Annotated in this window: 17 protein-coding genes; 10 read left to right on the plus strand and 7 right to left on the minus strand. The window is 43.7% G+C overall.

What is annotated here, in order from left to right:
* Nucleotides 1–124: 124 nt before the first annotated feature.
* The 3 genes from betA to QME20_RS05670 form a co-directional block, all read right to left on the minus strand.
* Nucleotides 125–1,777 (minus strand): choline dehydrogenase, encoded by a 1,653-nt coding sequence (gene betA, locus QME20_RS05660; protein WP_281715596.1) that lies wholly within the window; start codon nucleotides 1,775–1,777, stop codon nucleotides 125–127.
* A gap of 18 nt (nucleotides 1,778–1,795) precedes the next feature.
* Complete coding sequence (gene betB, locus QME20_RS05665) at nucleotides 1,796–3,262, minus strand: betaine-aldehyde dehydrogenase (protein WP_281715597.1); 1,467 nt, start codon at nucleotides 3,260–3,262, stop codon at nucleotides 1,796–1,798.
* Between the two features lie 678 nt (nucleotides 3,263–3,940).
* Nucleotides 3,941–4,804: an META domain-containing protein gene (locus QME20_RS05670; RefSeq protein ID WP_281715598.1), complete on the minus strand. Its 864-nt coding sequence runs from the start codon at nucleotides 4,802–4,804 to the stop codon at nucleotides 3,941–3,943.
* Nucleotides 4,805–4,991: 187 nt separating this feature from the next.
* Here QME20_RS05670 and QME20_RS05675 point away from each other — a divergent pair, with 187 nt between their 5' ends.
* Nucleotides 4,992–5,507 carry an Mpo1-like protein gene (locus tag QME20_RS05675; protein ID WP_281715599.1) on the plus strand — a complete coding sequence of 172 codons (516 nt, stop codon included), beginning with the start codon at nucleotides 4,992–4,994 and terminating at the stop codon, nucleotides 5,505–5,507.
* A gap of 58 nt (nucleotides 5,508–5,565) precedes the next feature.
* Here the strand turns inward: QME20_RS05675 and QME20_RS05680 are convergent, their stop codons facing one another.
* The 3 genes from QME20_RS05680 to QME20_RS05690 all read right to left on the minus strand — a co-directional run bounded on the left by QME20_RS05680 (nucleotide 5,566) and on the right by QME20_RS05690 (nucleotide 6,902).
* A complete protein-coding gene (locus tag QME20_RS05680) occupies nucleotides 5,566–6,222 on the minus strand; it encodes a crotonase/enoyl-CoA hydratase family protein (RefSeq protein WP_281715600.1) in 657 nt (218 codons plus the stop codon).
* A gap of 106 nt (nucleotides 6,223–6,328) precedes the next feature.
* Nucleotides 6,329–6,535, minus strand: coding sequence for a hypothetical protein (locus QME20_RS05685; RefSeq protein WP_014977119.1), 207 nt, complete (start codon nucleotides 6,533–6,535; stop codon nucleotides 6,329–6,331).
* Nucleotide 6,536: 1 nt separating this feature from the next.
* Nucleotides 6,537–6,902 (minus strand): hypothetical protein, encoded by a 366-nt coding sequence (locus tag QME20_RS05690; protein WP_281715601.1) that lies wholly within the window; start codon nucleotides 6,900–6,902, stop codon nucleotides 6,537–6,539.
* A gap of 198 nt (nucleotides 6,903–7,100) precedes the next feature.
* Here QME20_RS05690 and QME20_RS05695 point away from each other — a divergent pair, with 198 nt between their 5' ends.
* From QME20_RS05695 to QME20_RS05730, 8 genes are all read left to right on the plus strand, one after another.
* Nucleotides 7,101–9,134 carry an aminotransferase class V-fold PLP-dependent enzyme gene (locus QME20_RS05695; RefSeq protein ID WP_281715602.1) on the plus strand — a complete coding sequence of 678 codons (2,034 nt, stop codon included), beginning with the start codon at nucleotides 7,101–7,103 and terminating at the stop codon, nucleotides 9,132–9,134.
* A 146-nt stretch (nucleotides 9,135–9,280) separates the two neighbouring features.
* Nucleotides 9,281–9,562, plus strand: coding sequence for a hypothetical protein (locus QME20_RS05700; protein WP_014950274.1), 282 nt, complete (start codon nucleotides 9,281–9,283; stop codon nucleotides 9,560–9,562).
* 4 nt (nucleotides 9,563–9,566) lie between these two features.
* Complete coding sequence (locus tag QME20_RS05705; protein WP_014977116.1) at nucleotides 9,567–9,872, plus strand: hypothetical protein; 306 nt, start codon at nucleotides 9,567–9,569, stop codon at nucleotides 9,870–9,872.
* Between the two features lie 176 nt (nucleotides 9,873–10,048).
* Nucleotides 10,049–10,831 (plus strand): RNA methyltransferase, encoded by a 783-nt coding sequence (locus QME20_RS05710; RefSeq protein WP_061486297.1) that lies wholly within the window; start codon nucleotides 10,049–10,051, stop codon nucleotides 10,829–10,831.
* 38 nt (nucleotides 10,832–10,869) lie between these two features.
* Nucleotides 10,870–11,874 carry a ribosome biogenesis GTPase YlqF gene (ylqF, locus tag QME20_RS05715; RefSeq protein ID WP_014977114.1) on the plus strand — a complete coding sequence of 335 codons (1,005 nt, stop codon included), beginning with the start codon at nucleotides 10,870–10,872 and terminating at the stop codon, nucleotides 11,872–11,874.
* Between the two features lie 94 nt (nucleotides 11,875–11,968).
* Entirely contained in the window at nucleotides 11,969–14,032 is a 2,064-nt protein-coding gene (locus QME20_RS05720; protein ID WP_281715603.1) for a glycoside hydrolase family 97 protein, read from the plus strand.
* A 13-nt stretch (nucleotides 14,033–14,045) separates the two neighbouring features.
* Complete coding sequence (locus QME20_RS05725; protein WP_039228479.1) at nucleotides 14,046–14,540, plus strand: WbuC family cupin fold metalloprotein; 495 nt, start codon at nucleotides 14,046–14,048, stop codon at nucleotides 14,538–14,540.
* A 383-nt stretch (nucleotides 14,541–14,923) separates the two neighbouring features.
* Nucleotides 14,924–15,145: an XRE family transcriptional regulator gene (locus QME20_RS05730; RefSeq protein WP_014950268.1), complete on the plus strand. Its 222-nt coding sequence runs from the start codon at nucleotides 14,924–14,926 to the stop codon at nucleotides 15,143–15,145.
* A gap of 218 nt (nucleotides 15,146–15,363) precedes the next feature.
* Here the strand turns inward: QME20_RS05730 and QME20_RS05735 are convergent, their stop codons facing one another.
* On the minus strand, nucleotides 15,364–16,647 hold the full coding sequence (locus QME20_RS05735) for a pectin acetylesterase-family hydrolase (RefSeq protein ID WP_281715604.1): 1,284 nt from the start codon (nucleotides 16,645–16,647) through the stop codon (nucleotides 15,364–15,366).
* Between the two features lie 328 nt (nucleotides 16,648–16,975).
* Here QME20_RS05735 and upp point away from each other — a divergent pair, with 328 nt between their 5' ends.
* Nucleotides 16,976–17,605 carry a uracil phosphoribosyltransferase gene (gene upp, locus QME20_RS05740; protein WP_014950265.1) on the plus strand — a complete coding sequence of 210 codons (630 nt, stop codon included), beginning with the start codon at nucleotides 16,976–16,978 and terminating at the stop codon, nucleotides 17,603–17,605.
* Nucleotides 17,606–17,774: the final 169 nt, after the last annotated feature.

The following is a 17,774-nucleotide window of genomic DNA, read 5'->3' on the forward strand; positions in this document are numbered from 1 at the left end:
TTTTCGTTATTAAACAGTCCACCCAACTACACATTAAAGCCTTATAGTAAAGGCGGCATGTAGGCACTGTGGAAGGTGCGCTTGTATTAACAACAAGCACACTGGTGCGAGATAGTTTAAAAATTTAGCGTTGCTCTGTTTGCCAACGCGGGTGAATATCCACGGGTACATTTTGTGGTGGCAAAGCGGGTTTACCCAGAATGATGTCTGCCGCCTTTTCCGCCACCATGATGGTTGGCGCATTTAGGTTTCCGTTTGGAATTGTGGGGAAGATAGAAGAATCCACCACTCGCAATCCTTCAATGCCATGAACATTGGTTTGAGAATCTACCACTGCCATCTCATCTTCCCCCATTTTGCAAGAGCATGATGGATGGTAAGCGCTCTCAACGGCTTCACGCACAAAAGCGTCTATTTCTTCATCCGTCTGAATGTGCTCGCCAGGCTGAATTTCGCCGTCTCTGAAGTCGTCGAATGCTGACTGTGCGATGATTTCTCGTGTAAGTCTTACGCATGCTCTAAACCCTTCGATATCATCTGGATGCTGCAAATAGTTAAACAAAATTTTAGGTGGAACCGTCGGGTTAGCCGACTGAAGGGTTACGCTACCTCTACTTTTAGGTTTGTTGTGACCTACGTGCACTTGAAAACCATCGCCATCAAACGCGGACTTTCCGTCGTATCGAATAGCGGCAGGCAAGAAGTGGTACTGAATGTCAGGCCACTCTACGTCTGCTTTCGAGCGAATGAAGGCGCAAGACTCAAAGTGATTCGTAGCGCCTAACCCAGAACGGTTTAACAACCAGCGAGCGCCGATCAACCCTTTTGAAATTAAGCCCAGTTTGCGGTTTAACGTTATTGGCTGTTTGCACTTGTACTGGAAATAAAACTCCAAATGATCTTGCAGGTTTTGACCCACACCCGGCAGGTGGTGCTTAACATCGACACCTGCTTTTTCAAGAATATCTTTGTCGCCAATTCCAGAAAGTTGCAGGATATGTGGTGAGCCAATAGAGCCGGCACTTAAAATCACTTCGTTAGAGGCGGCGGCAGTTTCGGCTTTACCGTTAACTACATATTCAACGCCTTTTGCGACTTTATCTTCCAGCACGACTTTAGTAACCAGCGCGCCAGTCACTATAGTTAAATTCTTACGCGATTTTATCGGGTCAAGATATTCACGGCTTGCCGAACTGCGTACACCATCTTTAACGGTCATATGCATAGGGCCGAAGCCTTCTTGCTGCTTACCATTGTAATCGCTAGTGATATCGTAGCCCGCCTGTTCGCCGGCTTTAATGAAGGCCGTATAAAGCGGATTCTTCATTTCGTTACCGTTGTTAACGCCGAGTTCACCATTGCCACCTCGGTAAGCGTCGTTACCTTTGTACCAGGTTTCAGCTTTTTGGAAATAGGGGAGGCACGCCTGATAATTCCAGCCCTCTGCGCCGTGAGCTTCCCATTCATCAAAGTCTTTAGCGTGGCCGCGTACGTATACCATTCCGTTAATGGATGACGAGCCGCCCAACACTTTACCGCGTGGGCAGTGCATTTCACGGTTGTTTAAATAGGGCTCTTTTTCAGTGTTGAATTGCCACGCATACTTGTCGGTATTCATAGGAATAGACAGCGCCGTTGGCATCTTGATGAAAATGCTTTTATCTGAGCCACCGGTTTCCAGTAGCAACACCTTGTGCTTTGGGTTTTCTGATAAGCGGTTCGCTAGCACGCAGCCAGCAGAACCAGCTCCAACAATAATGTAATCAAATGTCTGCATATGTACTCCTACTGCGGCTTAAAACGGGCTCTCAATTTGGCTCATACCTACATAAACCGATTTGGTCTGTGTGTAGCTATTAAGCGTTTCAACGCCGTTTTCACGTCCAATGCCAGACTGTTTGTAGCCGCCTACAGGCATTTCAGCCGGAGAGTTACCATATGCATTTATCCAGCAAATACCGGCTTGAAGCTGGTGGATAACGCGGTGCGCGCGCTGGATATCCTTACTAAATACACCGGCAGCTAAACCTAGCTCAGTGTCATTCGCGCGTGCGATCACTTCGTCTTCATCATCGAAAACTAACACGCTCATTACTGGTCCGAAGATCTCTTCTTTAACGATAGTCATATCGTCAGTGCAGTCAGTGAAAATTGTTGGCTCAACAAAATAGCCATTTGGCGCAGATGCCGGAGAGGCAGCGTTCCCGCCGGTTAACAGCGTTGCGCCTTCTTCTTTTCCTTTGGCAATATAGCTAAGTACTAGCTCTTGGTGCTTTTTAGAAATAAGTGCGCCTAGGTTTACGTTAGGGTCAAGCGGATCGCCCATAACAATGTTGTTTTCGGTACGGGCTTTAAGCTCATCAATAAAGGCTTGATAAACAGAACGTTGAACGTAAACACGGGTGCAGTTAGTGCAGATTTCACCTTGGGTATAAAAATTACCAAGCATAGCGGCGCTAATAGCTTGGCTAATGTCGGCATCTTCAAATACCACAAGCGGTGACTTACCGCCAAGCTCCATTGTCACGTCTTTTAAGTTCGACGCAGCGGCGCTTTGCATCACTTTTTTACCTGTGCCTACTTCACCAGTAAACGATACTTTCTCTATGTCAGGGCTGTTTGTAAGCCACTGACCTACTTGTGCTGCGCCTTGAACCACATTAAATACGCCGTCAGGTACGCCAGCTTCGGTGAAAATTTCAGCCAGTTTAAGCGCACCCATCGGGGTTTCTTCTGACGGCTTAAATATAAACGCATTACCTGCGGCAAGGGCAGGGCCTGATTTCCAGCAAGCGATTTGAATAGGGTAGTTCCATGCGCCAATACCGGCACAGATACCTAGCGCTTCTTTGCGCGTGTAGAAGAAATCGCTACCCACAGGTTGCTGGGTACCTAGTTGAGTAGGAGCTAGGCCGGCATAGTACTCAATGACATCAGCGCCAGTTTCAATATCAACACAGTCGGCTTCTTGAATAGGCTTACCGGTATCGAGTACTTCAAGTTTAGCGAGTTCGTCATTACGCTCACGAAGCAATGCAACCGCTTTATTAAGAATGCGGGTTCTTTCAATTGGCATCATTGCTGACCACACTGAAAAACCTTCTTTAGCGCTTTTAATTGCTTCTTGTTGAATAAACTCATCAGCCACTTCTACGTGGTAAATTATCTCACCGGTTGCGGGGTTGGTTACAGCAAAGGTTTCTTTGCTTTTGTTTGCCATCGGCTTGCCGTGAATGAAATTCTGATAAGTCGGTAATGACATGCATAAACTCCTACTTTTAAAAGGACTAAAACTTTCGCCAATTTGCGGGTACTGCGAATTAACTTCTATTACAAATACCTAATACGTAGAAATAGTTTCAAAATGATGAATAGTGTTGAAACTATTTTCTTTATTGAAGTGCTAACTTGCTCGAATAGAACACTTTCGCTTTGTAAAAGTCACCCTGTAAAAAACATCATTACCTACTGCGCCAATGGCGCATTATTGAAGGTTTTAGGACGTAATGTCGCACGTCTTTTTACTGATGTTTTTATTTTAATTGATTGTTCAATAAAAATAAATTGTATAGTGTTCTAACTATTGTTTCAACTTGTGAGCATTGTTACAGAAGCGGAATGGCTAGGAGTAACCTGCGAAGCTTGCTGGTAAGTGAATGATTTTAAACAGTAAAAGTGTAAACATTAAAAATATAAAGAATTAGCTATCCCCATGCTTAATTCGTTTTTGATTGACCAATTAAAGGTGCGAAAATGTTTAACTGAAACTAATTGAGTTGGAGGTAAGGGTTAACCTTGCGGGGCTAAAAGCAATTGCTCTAAGCAATTTGATAGTGTTGAAAAGAGAAGTTAAAAGGGCAGCTGAGGCCCTTTCATCATGTGAGGTAAATATTAAGGTAGAGACTAAGCCTAAAACAGACAAGTAAGCGTCGATTTCGCTTTAGGTGCTTAAACTACAATGGTAATAACCTGAGTTGATCGATAGGGTAGCAACATCACCTTTATTCCAAAACACTATGTTCTTGTTGTTGGTGTATTTTGCCCCCGATGCTGAACGTGATAACTGCACAATGTGATGGGTGTTGTTTAATGATAAAGCCAATGTGTCAGGCCCCAGCGTATTTACACGTAATGTAGCGAGATTGGCATTAGGCGTTTCACATTTGTACGTTTTGGTAGACTCTTGTTCATTTGAGCCAACCACATCTTGTTTTTGCGATGAAGCCAGGTCAGACAATTTCGTATCTACATTACTTTTTGTCGCACTTGCCGATTTGTTTGTCGTCGATTGAGAAATCTGTGCAGCAATCGCTCTAATCGTTTCATTGCCATTACTGTCGTAAAGCACTAACCAAGTATTTTCCACTATCGAATAAGTTGCCGATGCGGCCAACATTTCGATGAAGCGTTGCTCTTGTTTCATCAGTGCAGGCGCACATGCCTTTTTGGTGAGAATGAGCTTATCAGTGGAAAAGGATTCAGCTGAGCTTTTATCACTAAATACCGTATCGGCTTCATCAACATCTAGCGCTCCGGTAAACTGATTACAACCTGTACTGCCGCTTACTCTGCTAGTGTCTCCGTTTGAATTTACGTTAAGCGTAACATGGCTGAAATCGATAATTCCTGCTCGGTCTATACTTTCAACCTGCCAATGACTGTCCGCTAACGTAAGTGGTTTGCCTTCGGTATGCTGTTGACTACCTTCACTTTCATTTGAATAGAGAGAGGAGACCGAGCTGCACGCTGTTAAAGAAAGAAGCGCAGAACCTGTCAAAGCCCAAAGGTACTTCCTGTAAGTCATGAAAACTCCAATTGTTTTTAATCAATTTCACTATGATTCGCGATAGCCAACTAAGTTCATCTTTAATCGTTGAGCTCAAATAGCACGAAGAGCACCACTATACCTCCACTTTGTCGTCAAAACGACAGTTCGTAAGCGAAAGAAGGGAGTAAACTAACACCTTGATATAACTTATGGGTGACGCAGTATGAAAAATTTAGAACAGCACTTGAGTGAGTACGCCAAGTACCACAGAGATCAAAGAAACATATACACCCATTATGTCGGTATTCCGCTAATTGTTTTCTCGGTTTTCTGTCTACTAAGTAAGCCTGTGTTTCTAGTTAGTGCGCCAATTTTGGGGGATATGATCATAAGCCCAGCGCTCTTTGTTTGGGCAATTGGTAATGCGTTCTACATTAAGTTAGATATAAAACTTGGCATAGTGATGACGCTTATCACGGGCGCTATGGTCTATTTCGCCCAACCTATCGCGCAAAATGAAATGGGAACATGGTTTGCTATCTCACTTGGCATTTTTATTGGTGGTTGGGTGCTACAGTTCATTGGTCATCACTATGAGGGTAAAAAGCCTGCGTTTGTCGACGACATTATGGGGTTGGCGATAGGGCCACTTTTCGTGCTTGCTGAATTGAGTTTTGAATTGGGCCTTAGAAGTGCCCTTAAAGAAGAAATAGAACGCCGGTCGGGGCCTGTAAAGTAATCACTTCTAAACAACGCGTTGAAATAACAAAGCTCAACGCGTTGTTGCAAATTAGGGCCTAGGCTTGCATCTTGGCTATTGTTTCTTTACGCAACTGAATTTTAGACTCAGCAAAAGACTGCCTAGGCAACATTTTCAGTTTTTCTGCATAACCCATAGCCGTTGCTAAAACCTGCTCTTGAGGTACTGCAGCGTCTAAAAAGCCCGCTTTAACCGCTTCACTGCCTTGATAAATACGTGAAAAAAGTAAGGCTTCAGTTTGAGACGTGTTAGCTAATCTTGCTTTGGCTAGTTCCATACCGAAAGGCGGGAGAACCATACCAATGGCGGTTTCATTAAGACCATACTTAGTATCTGAATCTTTACCAATGCGCAGGTCAGCAGCCATAAGCATAATTGCGCCCATTGCAATGCTGTGACCTTCAGCAGCAATGACTACAGGTAGTGGGAAGCTATAAAGACGTACGATTAACTCAGCGCCTTTTGATACCAACTCGTGTTGTTTTGCTTTGTCATCGGCTTTCATTACCGATAAATCAAACCCTCCGCAAAACTTGCCTTCACCACCGTGTAATACAACCGCTTTCGCGTTTTGTTCTGCTTCATCTAAGGCATCATTAAACTGCTGAATAAGATCAAAGCCTACAGCGTTAACTTTTCCGTCGTCAAAGGTGATTACTGCAATATCGTTATTAATAGCTAAATTAAACGCCATGGTATGTCCTGTCACTTTCTCAGTAGGAATTAATTTACGTTACACTCTGTTAAGCGCAACTTTCTAGCAGTGATTGTAGGTAATTGATTTCTTTTATGATAGTGCTTTAGGCTTCATCTTCGGGATATGTGCTATGAATATCGGTGATAATTCGCGGAAGTTCTGCAATAAGCTTCTTTTTATATCGGCGTTGCCTGCGACGCGCTTTCGCGTTATTAGCCCGCCATTGCGCTCGCTTATCTTTCACAATTCGCTCTAGGTCTTGGCCATCCTCTATTAAAATTGCGTCGTTAATGGTTGTTCGTTTTGTCATACTAAAACTCCAGCTTTAGCTGCTTAATGCGCCATTGTTTCGAGCGTTGGTTGAGTGCGTGAAGCGAGACACTCTCAGTGGCTATTTGTTTGGCAAGGTTTAATGCAGCGCTGGCTTGCTCGTCGGTCAGGTTTTTATAGGCCGGCGAGGGAATGACCTCATACCACGCACAGCCGACAATATTGTCTAAAATCACCCGCATAAAACAGTGGTCATGATGTATTGGCCAAGTGCTTTTCTTCGTTGAAGCAATAGAAGGGAGCACATTTTTCGCGTAGTGTAAGAATTCTCGTAGGTTACTTTTGTGCTCTGTTGAGTTTGCAAGATAAGCGTGTGGGAATTGGTTTTGAAGGGAAGGTGTGTGCATGAGTGGTTTAGCCCCGGTCCAATTCGTTTAGGCACTATTATTACGACATAGCAAGAGTTTACACGACACCAGTGAAATTCAGAGTTACACTATTTTTAGTTTTACTGTTTTTGTTTATAGATTCTTAGTTTATTGATTCTTAGTTTTATGAGTTTTAGCCTAGCGCTAAATGCTCATTATTAATTACATGGTTGGTTAATGCGCCCTCATTTAAAAATTCTTGTTATAGAAGATGCTGTTGATTTATTGGAACAAATCACCTCGAGTATAGGCAACACCATCACTTACTTTGACCGAAGTGACGTTGAAATAAGCCTGCTTGAAGCGAACTCTGTTGCAAAGGCACTACAATTTGTTCGTGAAGACGGTGACATTCAGGCTGTGGTATTTAGCTGGGATGTGGTGGCGAAGGTTAAAGAGCTGACAGACGTTGTGCCTTTAAATGGCGTACTTAATGAAAATACAAGCCCCGCAGCCGAAAGCGCTAGTTCACAAAACGCGAACGAGAAAGCCACAGGCGAAAAGTCGTCTGCACGCAACGCTGTTATTGATAATAACGCCAGAGTTATAGACGCCATTAAACGCATTCGCCCTGAACTCCCCGTATATGTCTTAGGCGATGCAGTAAAAGGGTTGGATATTGTAAACCAAGCCAATGGCATTGAATCGTTCTTCTATCGTAACGACATTATTTCAGACCCAGAGTCTATTTTGGGTTATATCATCAACGACTTTGATGATAGAAACGAAACGCCGTTTTGGACTGAATACAAAGACTATGTAGTGGAGTCTAACGACTCGTGGCATACGCCAGGTCACAGCGGTGGCGCAAGCTTTAGAAATTCACCCTATATCAGTGATTTTTATCGCTTCTTTGGTCGTAACGTGTTTGTTAGTGACTTATCGGTAAGCGTAGACTCGCTGGGCTCATTATCAGATGGCACTCACGCTATCGGGAAAGCGCAAGCCGCTGTCGCGAATACATTTGAAGTTCGCCATTCCTATTTCGTCACGAACGGCTCTTCGACATCAAACAAAATCATTTTGCAGACGCTGTTGCGCGAAGGCGACAAAGTAATTGCCGACAGAAACTGCCACAAGTCAGTGCACTACGGCATTATTCAGGCGCGAGCCATGCCGGTGTATTTAGACAGTGTATTTAACCCTGAATACGGTATTTTCTCACCGCCTAGAATGGCGCAAATTAAGCAGCTTATTGAAGAAAATACTGACGCTAAACTTATCGTACTGACGGGCTGTACCTACGACGGGTTATTGACTGACCTTAAGCAAGTCGTAAATTTAGCCCACGAGCATGGCATTAAAGTGTTCATTGACGAAGCATGGTTTGCGTATTCCTTGTTCCATCCTGCATTGCGTGATTACTCGGCTATCGCCGCTGGGGCAGACTATATTACTCACTCTGCGCACAAAGTGGTGTCGGCGTTCTCGCAAGCATCCTTTATTCATGTAAACGATCCAGATTTCGATAAAGACTTTTTTAAAGAAGTGTTTGCAATTCACACCAGTACCTCGCCCAAGTATCAACTCATTGCCTCGCTTGATGTATGTCGTCAGCAGCTGGAAATGGAAGGCTACAAAATCCTTAATGAGCTATTGAGCAATGTTGCCGAACTCAAATCGCAAATGGCCAAGTTTAAGCGACTTAAAATACTTTCGCCTAGTGACTTTGCGAATATGTTTTCTCACTTTGAAAGTGACAACATTGGGCATGATCCGCTTAAAATCTTAATTGACGTATCGGCGCTTGATTATTCAAACCAAGAAATACATCGTTTCTTAATGGACGAAGTTGGTTTAGAAATCGAGAAGTTTACTCATAGCACTATTCTAGTACTGCTTACGCTAGGTGGAATGCGCTCTAAAATTGTAAGGCTATACAACGCGTTAAAACGTCTTGATGATGGCGCCGTTAACCTAAGCAAGCGCAAGAGCAAGAGTCCGTTACCGGCAGACATTCCGCCAATTCATTTAGACGACCTTCCGTCAAAAGCGTTTTTCAGCCCTAGGGAAGCCATTCCATGGCAAAACAGCGTTGGACGCACTGCAGCAGGTTTAATTACACCGTATCCGCCTGGTATTCCGCTTATTGTTCCTGGACAGAAAGTGGAACAAGCGCATATTGATTACCTTCAGGCACTGGCAAGCCAGAAGCTTACCGTCCAAGGTATTTACGACGGTGAAATTTATGTTGTAGCTGACCAACAGTAAGAAAAAAAGCGAACCAAACCAGTTTGGACGATGCTTTAGCTCTTAAGTGTTTTAAAACCCGTCCATCGAACAGTTTCTATTTGTTATTCCATTTTTTACCCTGTTTTTGGCTTCGAATGGAAGCCTAATAAAACAAGGAAATGTAAATGAAAGAGTTAAATACAAGTGAAATTGAAATGGTGTCCGGCGGCTTTGATGGTTGGGAGCAGCTAGGCGTTGGCATTGCTATGATTGGTTTGGGTATTGCCATTGTTGGCACAGCAGGGTTAGCAACTGTGCCCATTGCTCTTGCGGGCGCTGCAACGCTTGGTGAAATCGGAGTTGGTGTCGTTGGTATTGGTTTAGCAGGCGCAGGTGGATTTGCCGCTGGCACGTCATTAGCGTCAACGAGTGATGATACTCAAGAAGCAACAACATTAGACGAGTAATTCAATGTTTAAAGTACAAATTCAAGGTGGCGATATCACCTCAGTTGCATCGTTAAGAGTATTGCGTACTTTATGGCCGCTTTCACTAAAAGCGGTAGAAGAGTTGGCTACAGCGTTGAAAAAGCAAAACGAGTTTGTGCTGGTGGAAGGTGTGACGGAAATATTTGCAACAGAACTTGCTCACGAGTTTAAAAGTGCAAATGTTGTATGTCAGATTTTACCAAGTGAAAAAGAAGAGGCCTGCTTATGTATTCCAATTGGTGAGCCACGCAAACGTTGGAACGCTTTAGGTGTCTTGGTATCTCGGTAATTAAAAAGGCGTTTACAAGTATATTTGAAACGCCTTTTTGATACTCCCCTTTATCCTGTATTTCTCCACTACAATCTTTTTCTCTCATTATTTGTTTCACTATTAAGCGTTGCCGCTTTGCGTTTTGGGTTTCATACCTTACACTTGCGCCGAAAGTTATAAAAAGGGCAGTGCAAATGAAACTAAGTGACGTGAAAAAGCTTCATCAAAAGAAATTTAGAACGCAGTTCGGATTCTATTTGGTGGAAGGAGAGCACTTAGTTTTAGAGTTAATTAATGTTGCTCAGCATGACAGCAGTACATTAGGTGATATAACCCTTTATGTGACAGCTGATTATGAGGCGTGGCTGAAAGAAAAACTTGATTCTTCAGTCTCTAATATGAAGGTAGAAACGGTATCGTCTCAACAAATGCAGCAACTCAGCGACACTAAGTCACCTCAAGGTATTATTGCTCGCGTTCCACTTCCTAACTCCGCGTTATATTCAGAGCGGTCACAAACCAGCATTTCAGCAAACAAATCCAGTGCCGAAAAGTACATTTATTTGTATGAAGTTCAAGACCCTGGCAACTTAGGCACCATACTAAGAACGCTAGCGTGGTTTGGGGATTTTACATTATTACTAAGCCCAAATAGCGTAGATCCATACAACTCGAAAGTTGTACGCTCAAGTATGGGGGCTATTTTCCATGTAAACATGGAATTAAACGTGGCGCTTGAAAGCCTAGGCGAGCGGTTCGAACGTTTCGCTTTCTTGGATATGAATGGTAGTAATATCACCTCTAACACCTTTGGTGATTATCAGTGTTATCTGTTTGGTAACGAAGCCCGTGGCGTGCCTGTTGAGGCACTATCAAAGCTAAACGCAACGGCGTATACCATTGCGGGAAGCGGTAAGATTGACTCGTTAAACTTAGCCAGCGCTGTGAATATCTGCGCTTATGAATTAACCCGTTAAGCACACTCCCCTCAACTCGATTACGATAGGAAACAACCATGGCATTACAATGGTTCCCAGGGCATATGCACAAGGCCCTGAAAGAAATTAAAGAGTCGCTTAATCAAGTAGACATTCTTATTGAGGTGCTTGACGCACGTATTCCATATTCAAGTGAAAACCCTGAAATTGCAAAAATACGCGGCGATAAGCCCTGTATTAAAATTCTTAATAAGTATGATTTGGCAGACCCAGAAATTACTGCGCGCTGGCAGGAGAGCTTAGAGAAAGAGCGCGGCGTGAAGACGATCACGACCTCTAGCGATAACCCGGGCAACAGCAAGCAAATTATGCAGCTGGTTAAAAGCATTTGTTCGTATAAAGAAGGTCAGCCAAAAGCAATTAAAGCTATGATCACGGGTATACCTAACGTGGGTAAATCGACGCTAATTAATATTTTAGCCGACCGAATCATTGCTAAAACAGGCAACGAGCCAGCTGTAACGAAAAGCCAGCAGCGCATAAATTTAGGCAGCGGTATTATCTTGTTTGATACACCGGGAGTACTGTGGCCTAAGCTTGAAAACCCACATTCAATTTATCGGTTAGCTTCATCGGGCGCTGTTAAAAATACTGCCATGGAATACGACGATGTCGGTTTTTTTGCGGCAGATTACCTTATTAAAGCGTATCCAGAAGTAATGAAGGAGCGCTATAAGCTGGACGAGTTGCCAGATACTGAAATAGAGTTTTTGGAAGCCGCAGCCAAAACGCGTGGAGCAATTCAAGCGGGTGGTCGCGTAAATCTTCATAAAATATGCGAGATCCTGCTTAAAGAACTGCAGTCGGGTAAGTTGGGGCGAATAACCCTAGAGACACCAGAAATGCTGGAAGTCGAAAAAGAAGAAATGGCACTTGAGGCGGCGAAGAAAGCTGAAGCGAAAGCCAAGCGTAAAGCAAAATTCAAAACAGGTTCGTTAACGCCGGATAAGAAAGATCGGAAAGAAAAACGAGAAGAGAAGCGTCAAGAACAAAGCCGTAGGATGAAGAAAAACAAGCGCTAACCAAAAAATAGGCTTAATCGATTAAGGAATGGGTTGCAAAAATTCACTATTACTTGATACTAACATTAGGTTAACAACTTTTGTTGGATAATTTATGCGCGTATTTTTGCTCCTTCTATTGGCCGTCTCCTTGCCTTCAATAGCTAATGAGTTGTCGGTTCTCTCCCCAGATAAAAAAGTAAAGTTATCGTTCACAGATGATGGCGAATTAGCGCAATATCGGGTGTCATTTAACGGAGAACCCGTTTTAGGGCTCGGTAAGCTTGGTTTTACTTTTGCAAAAGCCGCCCCTTTATATCGCGACTTTAAAGTAGAAGAGATAAGCAGGAATACGGTGGATCAAACATGGCAGCAGCCGTGGGGAGAGCAGCGAGACATTCGCGACAACCACAATGAGCTTTTGGTCAAGTTCTATAACCCAAGCGATAAAGACCGCACTTTTCTTGTAAGGGCAAGAGTTTTTAACGATGGTATCGGCTTTCGCTACGAGCTACCTGCAAGCGGTAATCGCATAATTACTAGAGAGCTGACTGAATTTAACTTAGTCGATTCTCATCAAGCAAAAGCGTTTTGGATCCCTGCCCATGGTCGAGATAGATATGAATATGTTTATCAATCCACTAATCTGCAAGACGTTCACACCGCTCACACGCCATTCACGGTGAAGTATGAAAACGGCACTCATGTCGCTATTCATGAAGCTGCCCTTGTTGATTACGCGGGTATGAGCCTTAAAAGACAAGAGTTAGGGCGTTTTACAGCGTCGCTGGCACCTCGTCACGACGGAAGTTTGGTGCATAAAACTGGTAGTTTTGTTACCCCATGGCGCACTATTACGTTAGGAAATGACGCAACGGATTTGGTTAATTCATACCTTGTTTTGAATCTTAATGAGCCAAATAAACTCGGTGACGTGAGCTGGGTTGAACCAGGAAAATACATAGGTATTTGGTGGGGAATGCACATTGATGAGTATACGTGGGGCTCTGGAGACAAGCATGGTGCTACTACTCAGCGCACAAAGCAATACATGGACTTCGCCGCTAAACACGGTTTTGATGGTGTATTGGTTGAAGGTTGGAATAAAGGTTGGGATGGTGATTGGATAGCGAATTCAGAGTTATTTTCTTTCACAGAAAGTTATCCAGACTTTGATATTGAAGCGGTGACCAGCTACGGCGAGAAAGTTGGCGTGAAGTTAATAGGACACCATGAAACATCAGGAGGAATAACCAACTACGAAGCGCAGATGGAAGACGGTTTTGCCCTGTACAACAAGCTGGGGGTTTCTCAAATTAAAACGGGCTATGTTGCCCATGGCCAAAATCTCAAAGTGCGCGACGACAACAACGTACTGCGCTATGAATATACCGACAGCCAGGACGTGGTAAATCATTTCATTAAAAACGTCACAACCGCTGCGAAATATCAGTTGTCTATCAACACTCATGAATCGGTAAAAGATACTGGCCTTCGCCGTACATATCCGAACTGGATATCGCGAGAAAGCGCTCGAGGTCAGGAATACAACTCAGGGTGGGCGGCACCTAATCCGCCTAACCATATTCCCATGTTGGCGTTTACTCGCATGCTCGCTGGTCCGATGGATTTCACACCTGGCATTTTCAACTTTGACTATGTAAGAACTAATGACGGCGGAATCGAGTGGGGCAAAGGAGAGGTTATGCGCCCTCAAACAACGCTTGCCAAGCAACTGGCCCAATATGTAGTGCTGTATAGCCCTATCCAAATGGCTGCAGACTTGCCTCGCAATTATGAGAATAATTTACCGGCGTTTCAGTTTATCAAAGACGTCCCTACAGACTGGTCTCATAGTAAAGCGCTTCAAGGGGAAGTGGGCGAATATATTGTAATGGCGCGTAAAGCGAGCAAGCACAAATCCTATTCTGAAAACGATTGGTATGTTGGTGCAATTACGAATGAAGAAGCCAGAGAGTTATCATTGCCATTAACCTTTCTAGAGGAAGGTCAGCAGTATGAAGCGCGGTTCTATCTGGATGGAGAGAAAGCGCATTGGAAAACAAACCCCTACGCAATGAACATCGAGAAAAAGGTAGTGACGTCTGCTGATGTCTTGTCATTAAAGCTTGCACCATCGGGGGGAGGAGCGATACGCTTTAAATTACTATCGCAATAATAGACAGGGTGTGATGTTGGATAAGATTCAGTATTTTGATAAGGCGTTGTTTGAAACGCTTAAACAGTCGGCTGAGGAAAGTCCTCGCCGACGGGCTAATTTGAACGTACATAAATCTTATACCGACATGGTACAGCGTTTGTTTATTGCAATGATGCCTGACTCCTACGTGCGGCCTCATCGACATGTACAGTCTCATAAGTGGGAGTTCTTCATGGTGGTAGAGGGCGAGTTAGACATTCTATTTTTCAGCGACGATGGCGACGTTGAAAACAGAGTGACGCTAACGGCTCGTGGAGAGACCAGCGGAATTGAGATTCCTCCTAATACCTGGCACGCAACGGTGTGTCACAGCCCGGTAGTTTTCATGGAAGTTAAACAGGGTCCTTACGAAGTCACCGATGATAAAGGCTTTGCAAGCTGGTCTCCTGAAGAAGGAAACGACCAGGTCCCCAATTTTCTAGCATCACTGAAGAAAGCGGCGGTGGGTGATAGCGTAGCCTTTTAAAGGCACTTCTTGTCTAATCACGCACTCATAGCATGCTTTAGGCACTTTCCTTTTTGGAAAGTCATTGCTATTGCTTATCTACATGGTATGGTTAAGGATAAGTGACATAAGGCCGCTGCTGAATTTTTGAAAAGCACCGAAGCCTCAACATTTAGCTTAGTCGCGGCACAGGGTCGTTTGTACAAGCACATTGTGAAAAGAGAATTATCATGCAAAACGTTTCAACTGGTTATTTTTATAATTTTAATTACTGATTGCACCTGACCGTCGGTGTTCAGGGGCAAGTATTGGCTTCTGGGCACTGCAGGTAGAACGTTTTGCAAAAGCCCAGAAGGTATCACCATCTGGGCTTTTTTAATGCCCGTAATTCTCGGTAAAAGACAATGAAAGAAATCACATTAGGTGACATCAGAAAGCAGCACAGAGTTAAACAGGAAGTCGTGGCAATGGCGTTATCGGTCACAGCTTCTGGTGTAAGTAAGTTGGAATCAAAACGTATTCAGGACGTTTCACTTCAACGTGCGGCTGCATATTTAGCTGCGGTTGGCGGGAACATGAAAATTGAAGTAACTATGCCTGATGGCGCTACTTTACAAGTAGGGTAGTAGGGCGTGTTAATTTGTTGCTGCATAAATGCACAGCAAGGAACGACAAATCCTAGTTTTAATACCAGTCCTCATAGATAATTACCCACTCAGCGAGACTTAAAATGTTCGTAATCGCGGCGTGTTACCGCAGGTAAAAATATGGCTAATCCAACCACTGCTGGGTTGGACTTGCCATGTTATTGATTACTTTTTATTACAAGTTCGCACTACGTATCCTAGTGATAGTATGCCGCGCTATTTTCTCTAAAGCGGCGTGACGTAGCAAACGTGTGTAGCCATTCGTTAAAGGAAATACCCCGCGCACTCTGCTCATTATAAAATGGGCTAGGTGAGGATACTGGGAAGGCATTATCTTCACAAAAATCGTTTAGCACCATGTGGCAGGTGCCTTCACCAAGGTAAAATTGATAATTCCATGTGAAAGCTGACAGCGCATGAAGTGACGTATTAGCCTGAAGTTGCCAGCCAAGTATGTAGCCTAAATCAGATTCTGTTACACCCCATGTCGTTGGGTCTAAATTATCTCTAGAGACCTGATCAGAGATTTTAGAAAACTGAATTTGAACAATGTCGGTTCCTGTTGAATATTGCGCAAAACGGTTCCAAGGGTACTGATAAGCTAATCGCAGCATCACCTGCTTATTGAGCGTTAGATGGTTAAAATTGCCAATCAGTGATTGGAAATTACGTGGTAGTGTATCTTCTATCCCCCATGGTCCTTGATAGTTTAGGACTGTTTGCGTAAAGCCTCGGGATATAACACCAAGCGACGCATCAGCGAAGAGGGCAACCTTTGTGCGACCAAACAGCGATTGGAAGTAGGGGAAGTTGAACGTTGCACCATAACCGCCCGCACTGCTTCCACTGAGTAGCACTTTGTTGGGTGATAAATCATCGTTGTTCAGTTTTTCTTTAATCCACTGCATAACAACTAGCGCGTTGTCGTGACCACGGTGCTTTAAAGTAACTTCGGCACCAGGTAGACCTGTAACGATACCAAGCTCGTCAACGTACTGCGTGTCTTTTGAGCCTAAGTGTAGGTCGCCAGTACAGTAGGGAATGAAAACTTTTGACCAAGTTTGAAAAGGGTTCTCTTGTGTATCTTCAAATATTCCGCCTGAAATAAATGGTGTATTTTCGATTACGGCTGATGGGTTATAAGCGGCTCGCGACATCGGGTTGTCGTCAAACTCAAGCTGCATTGACGCTAAGCAAGTGGCACTGTCCCAGCATGCGCCGCCACCATTGAAGTAGATAAGTAGGTTATCACTTTCTCCTTGTTCGAAATAAAACGAGAATGGGTTGGGGGCTAACCCCTCTGGTCCCGGTAAAGCGGGAAGAGAACATGATGGGTACACGGTTTTTTCACCGCCGCCAGGTACTGATACCACCACCTCATTTTCAGGAGTGATTTGCTCCCATTGTGCAAAGGCATTATGGGCACAGAAACTCAGTGCCATTACAGCAAAATAGCGAAAACGTTTAGCGTAAGAATGCATAAACAATTCCTTTTGACATAGATAAACATGGTTTGAATAGTAAGTTTGATTCGGCTGTTTTGAGAAAATTGAACTTCCTGAAACTTTCTCAATCGATCTCATTAGCGCGTAACTACGACAATTCATAGCGAGCGCTATACATTCATGATCGTGAATTGCGCCACGAACTGTGGCTATAGCCTACGCAATAGGTTATAGCATTTATCCACTCTGTCTAGCGTTGATGTGGCGTTTTAAAGCATTGAATAAACATATTTTTACGACTAATCGCTTTAACTAAAATACTTCTGGGTTAAAATATAGCTAAATCGATTACAAGGAGTCTTACATGGCCGTTCACGAAATTACCCACCCGCTTATTGCGCACAAACTAGGGCTTATGCGATACGCTAAAATTAGCAGCAAAGACTTTCGCGAGCTTGCCTCTGAAGTAGGGAACCTTCTGACTTATGAAGCAACGCGAACACTGCCTACGGAAAGAGCGACGATTAAAAGTTGGTCGGGAGATGAGGTAGAAGTAAGACAAATTAAAGGTAAGAAAATAACTGTTGTCCCTATTCTTCGTGCTGGCTTAGGTATGCTTGAAGGCGTACTGGAACTTATTCCAAATGCGAAGATTAGTGTAGTCGGTCTGTACCGTGATGAAGATACACTGCAGCCAGTTGCCTATTTTGACAAGGTAGTAAAAAACATTGATGAACGTACCGCACTGATTGTTGACCCCATGCTGGCAACAGGCGGAACGTTGATTGCAACAATCGATCTTCTGAAAAAGAAAGGCTGTCGAAGAATAATGGGACTATTCCTTGTTGCTGCGCCTGAAGGCATTAAAGCCGTTGTTGAAGCACACCCTGATGTTGATATCTTTACCGCCGCAATCGATGATAGATTGAATGAGAAAGGCTATATCCTACCGGGATTAGGAGATGCTGGAGACAAAATCTTTGGCACGCGCTAAGAGCGAAAATCTCTAAAAATTAAGCCATTGAGCAATTTGTTACACAACTCATCGAATTAGCGCTAAATTTCACGCGTTAAACGTTTAAGTTAATGATATAGTCAGAGGGTAGTCAGAGCGCACGCTTGCTACCCTTTTTTGTTTTTAAATCTGGGTAGTTAGTTTCGTG

The sequence above is a fragment of the Alteromonas sp. CyTr2 genome, from assembly GCF_947311905.1.
Classification (GTDB): domain Bacteria; phylum Pseudomonadota; class Gammaproteobacteria; order Enterobacterales; family Alteromonadaceae; genus Alteromonas; species Alteromonas macleodii.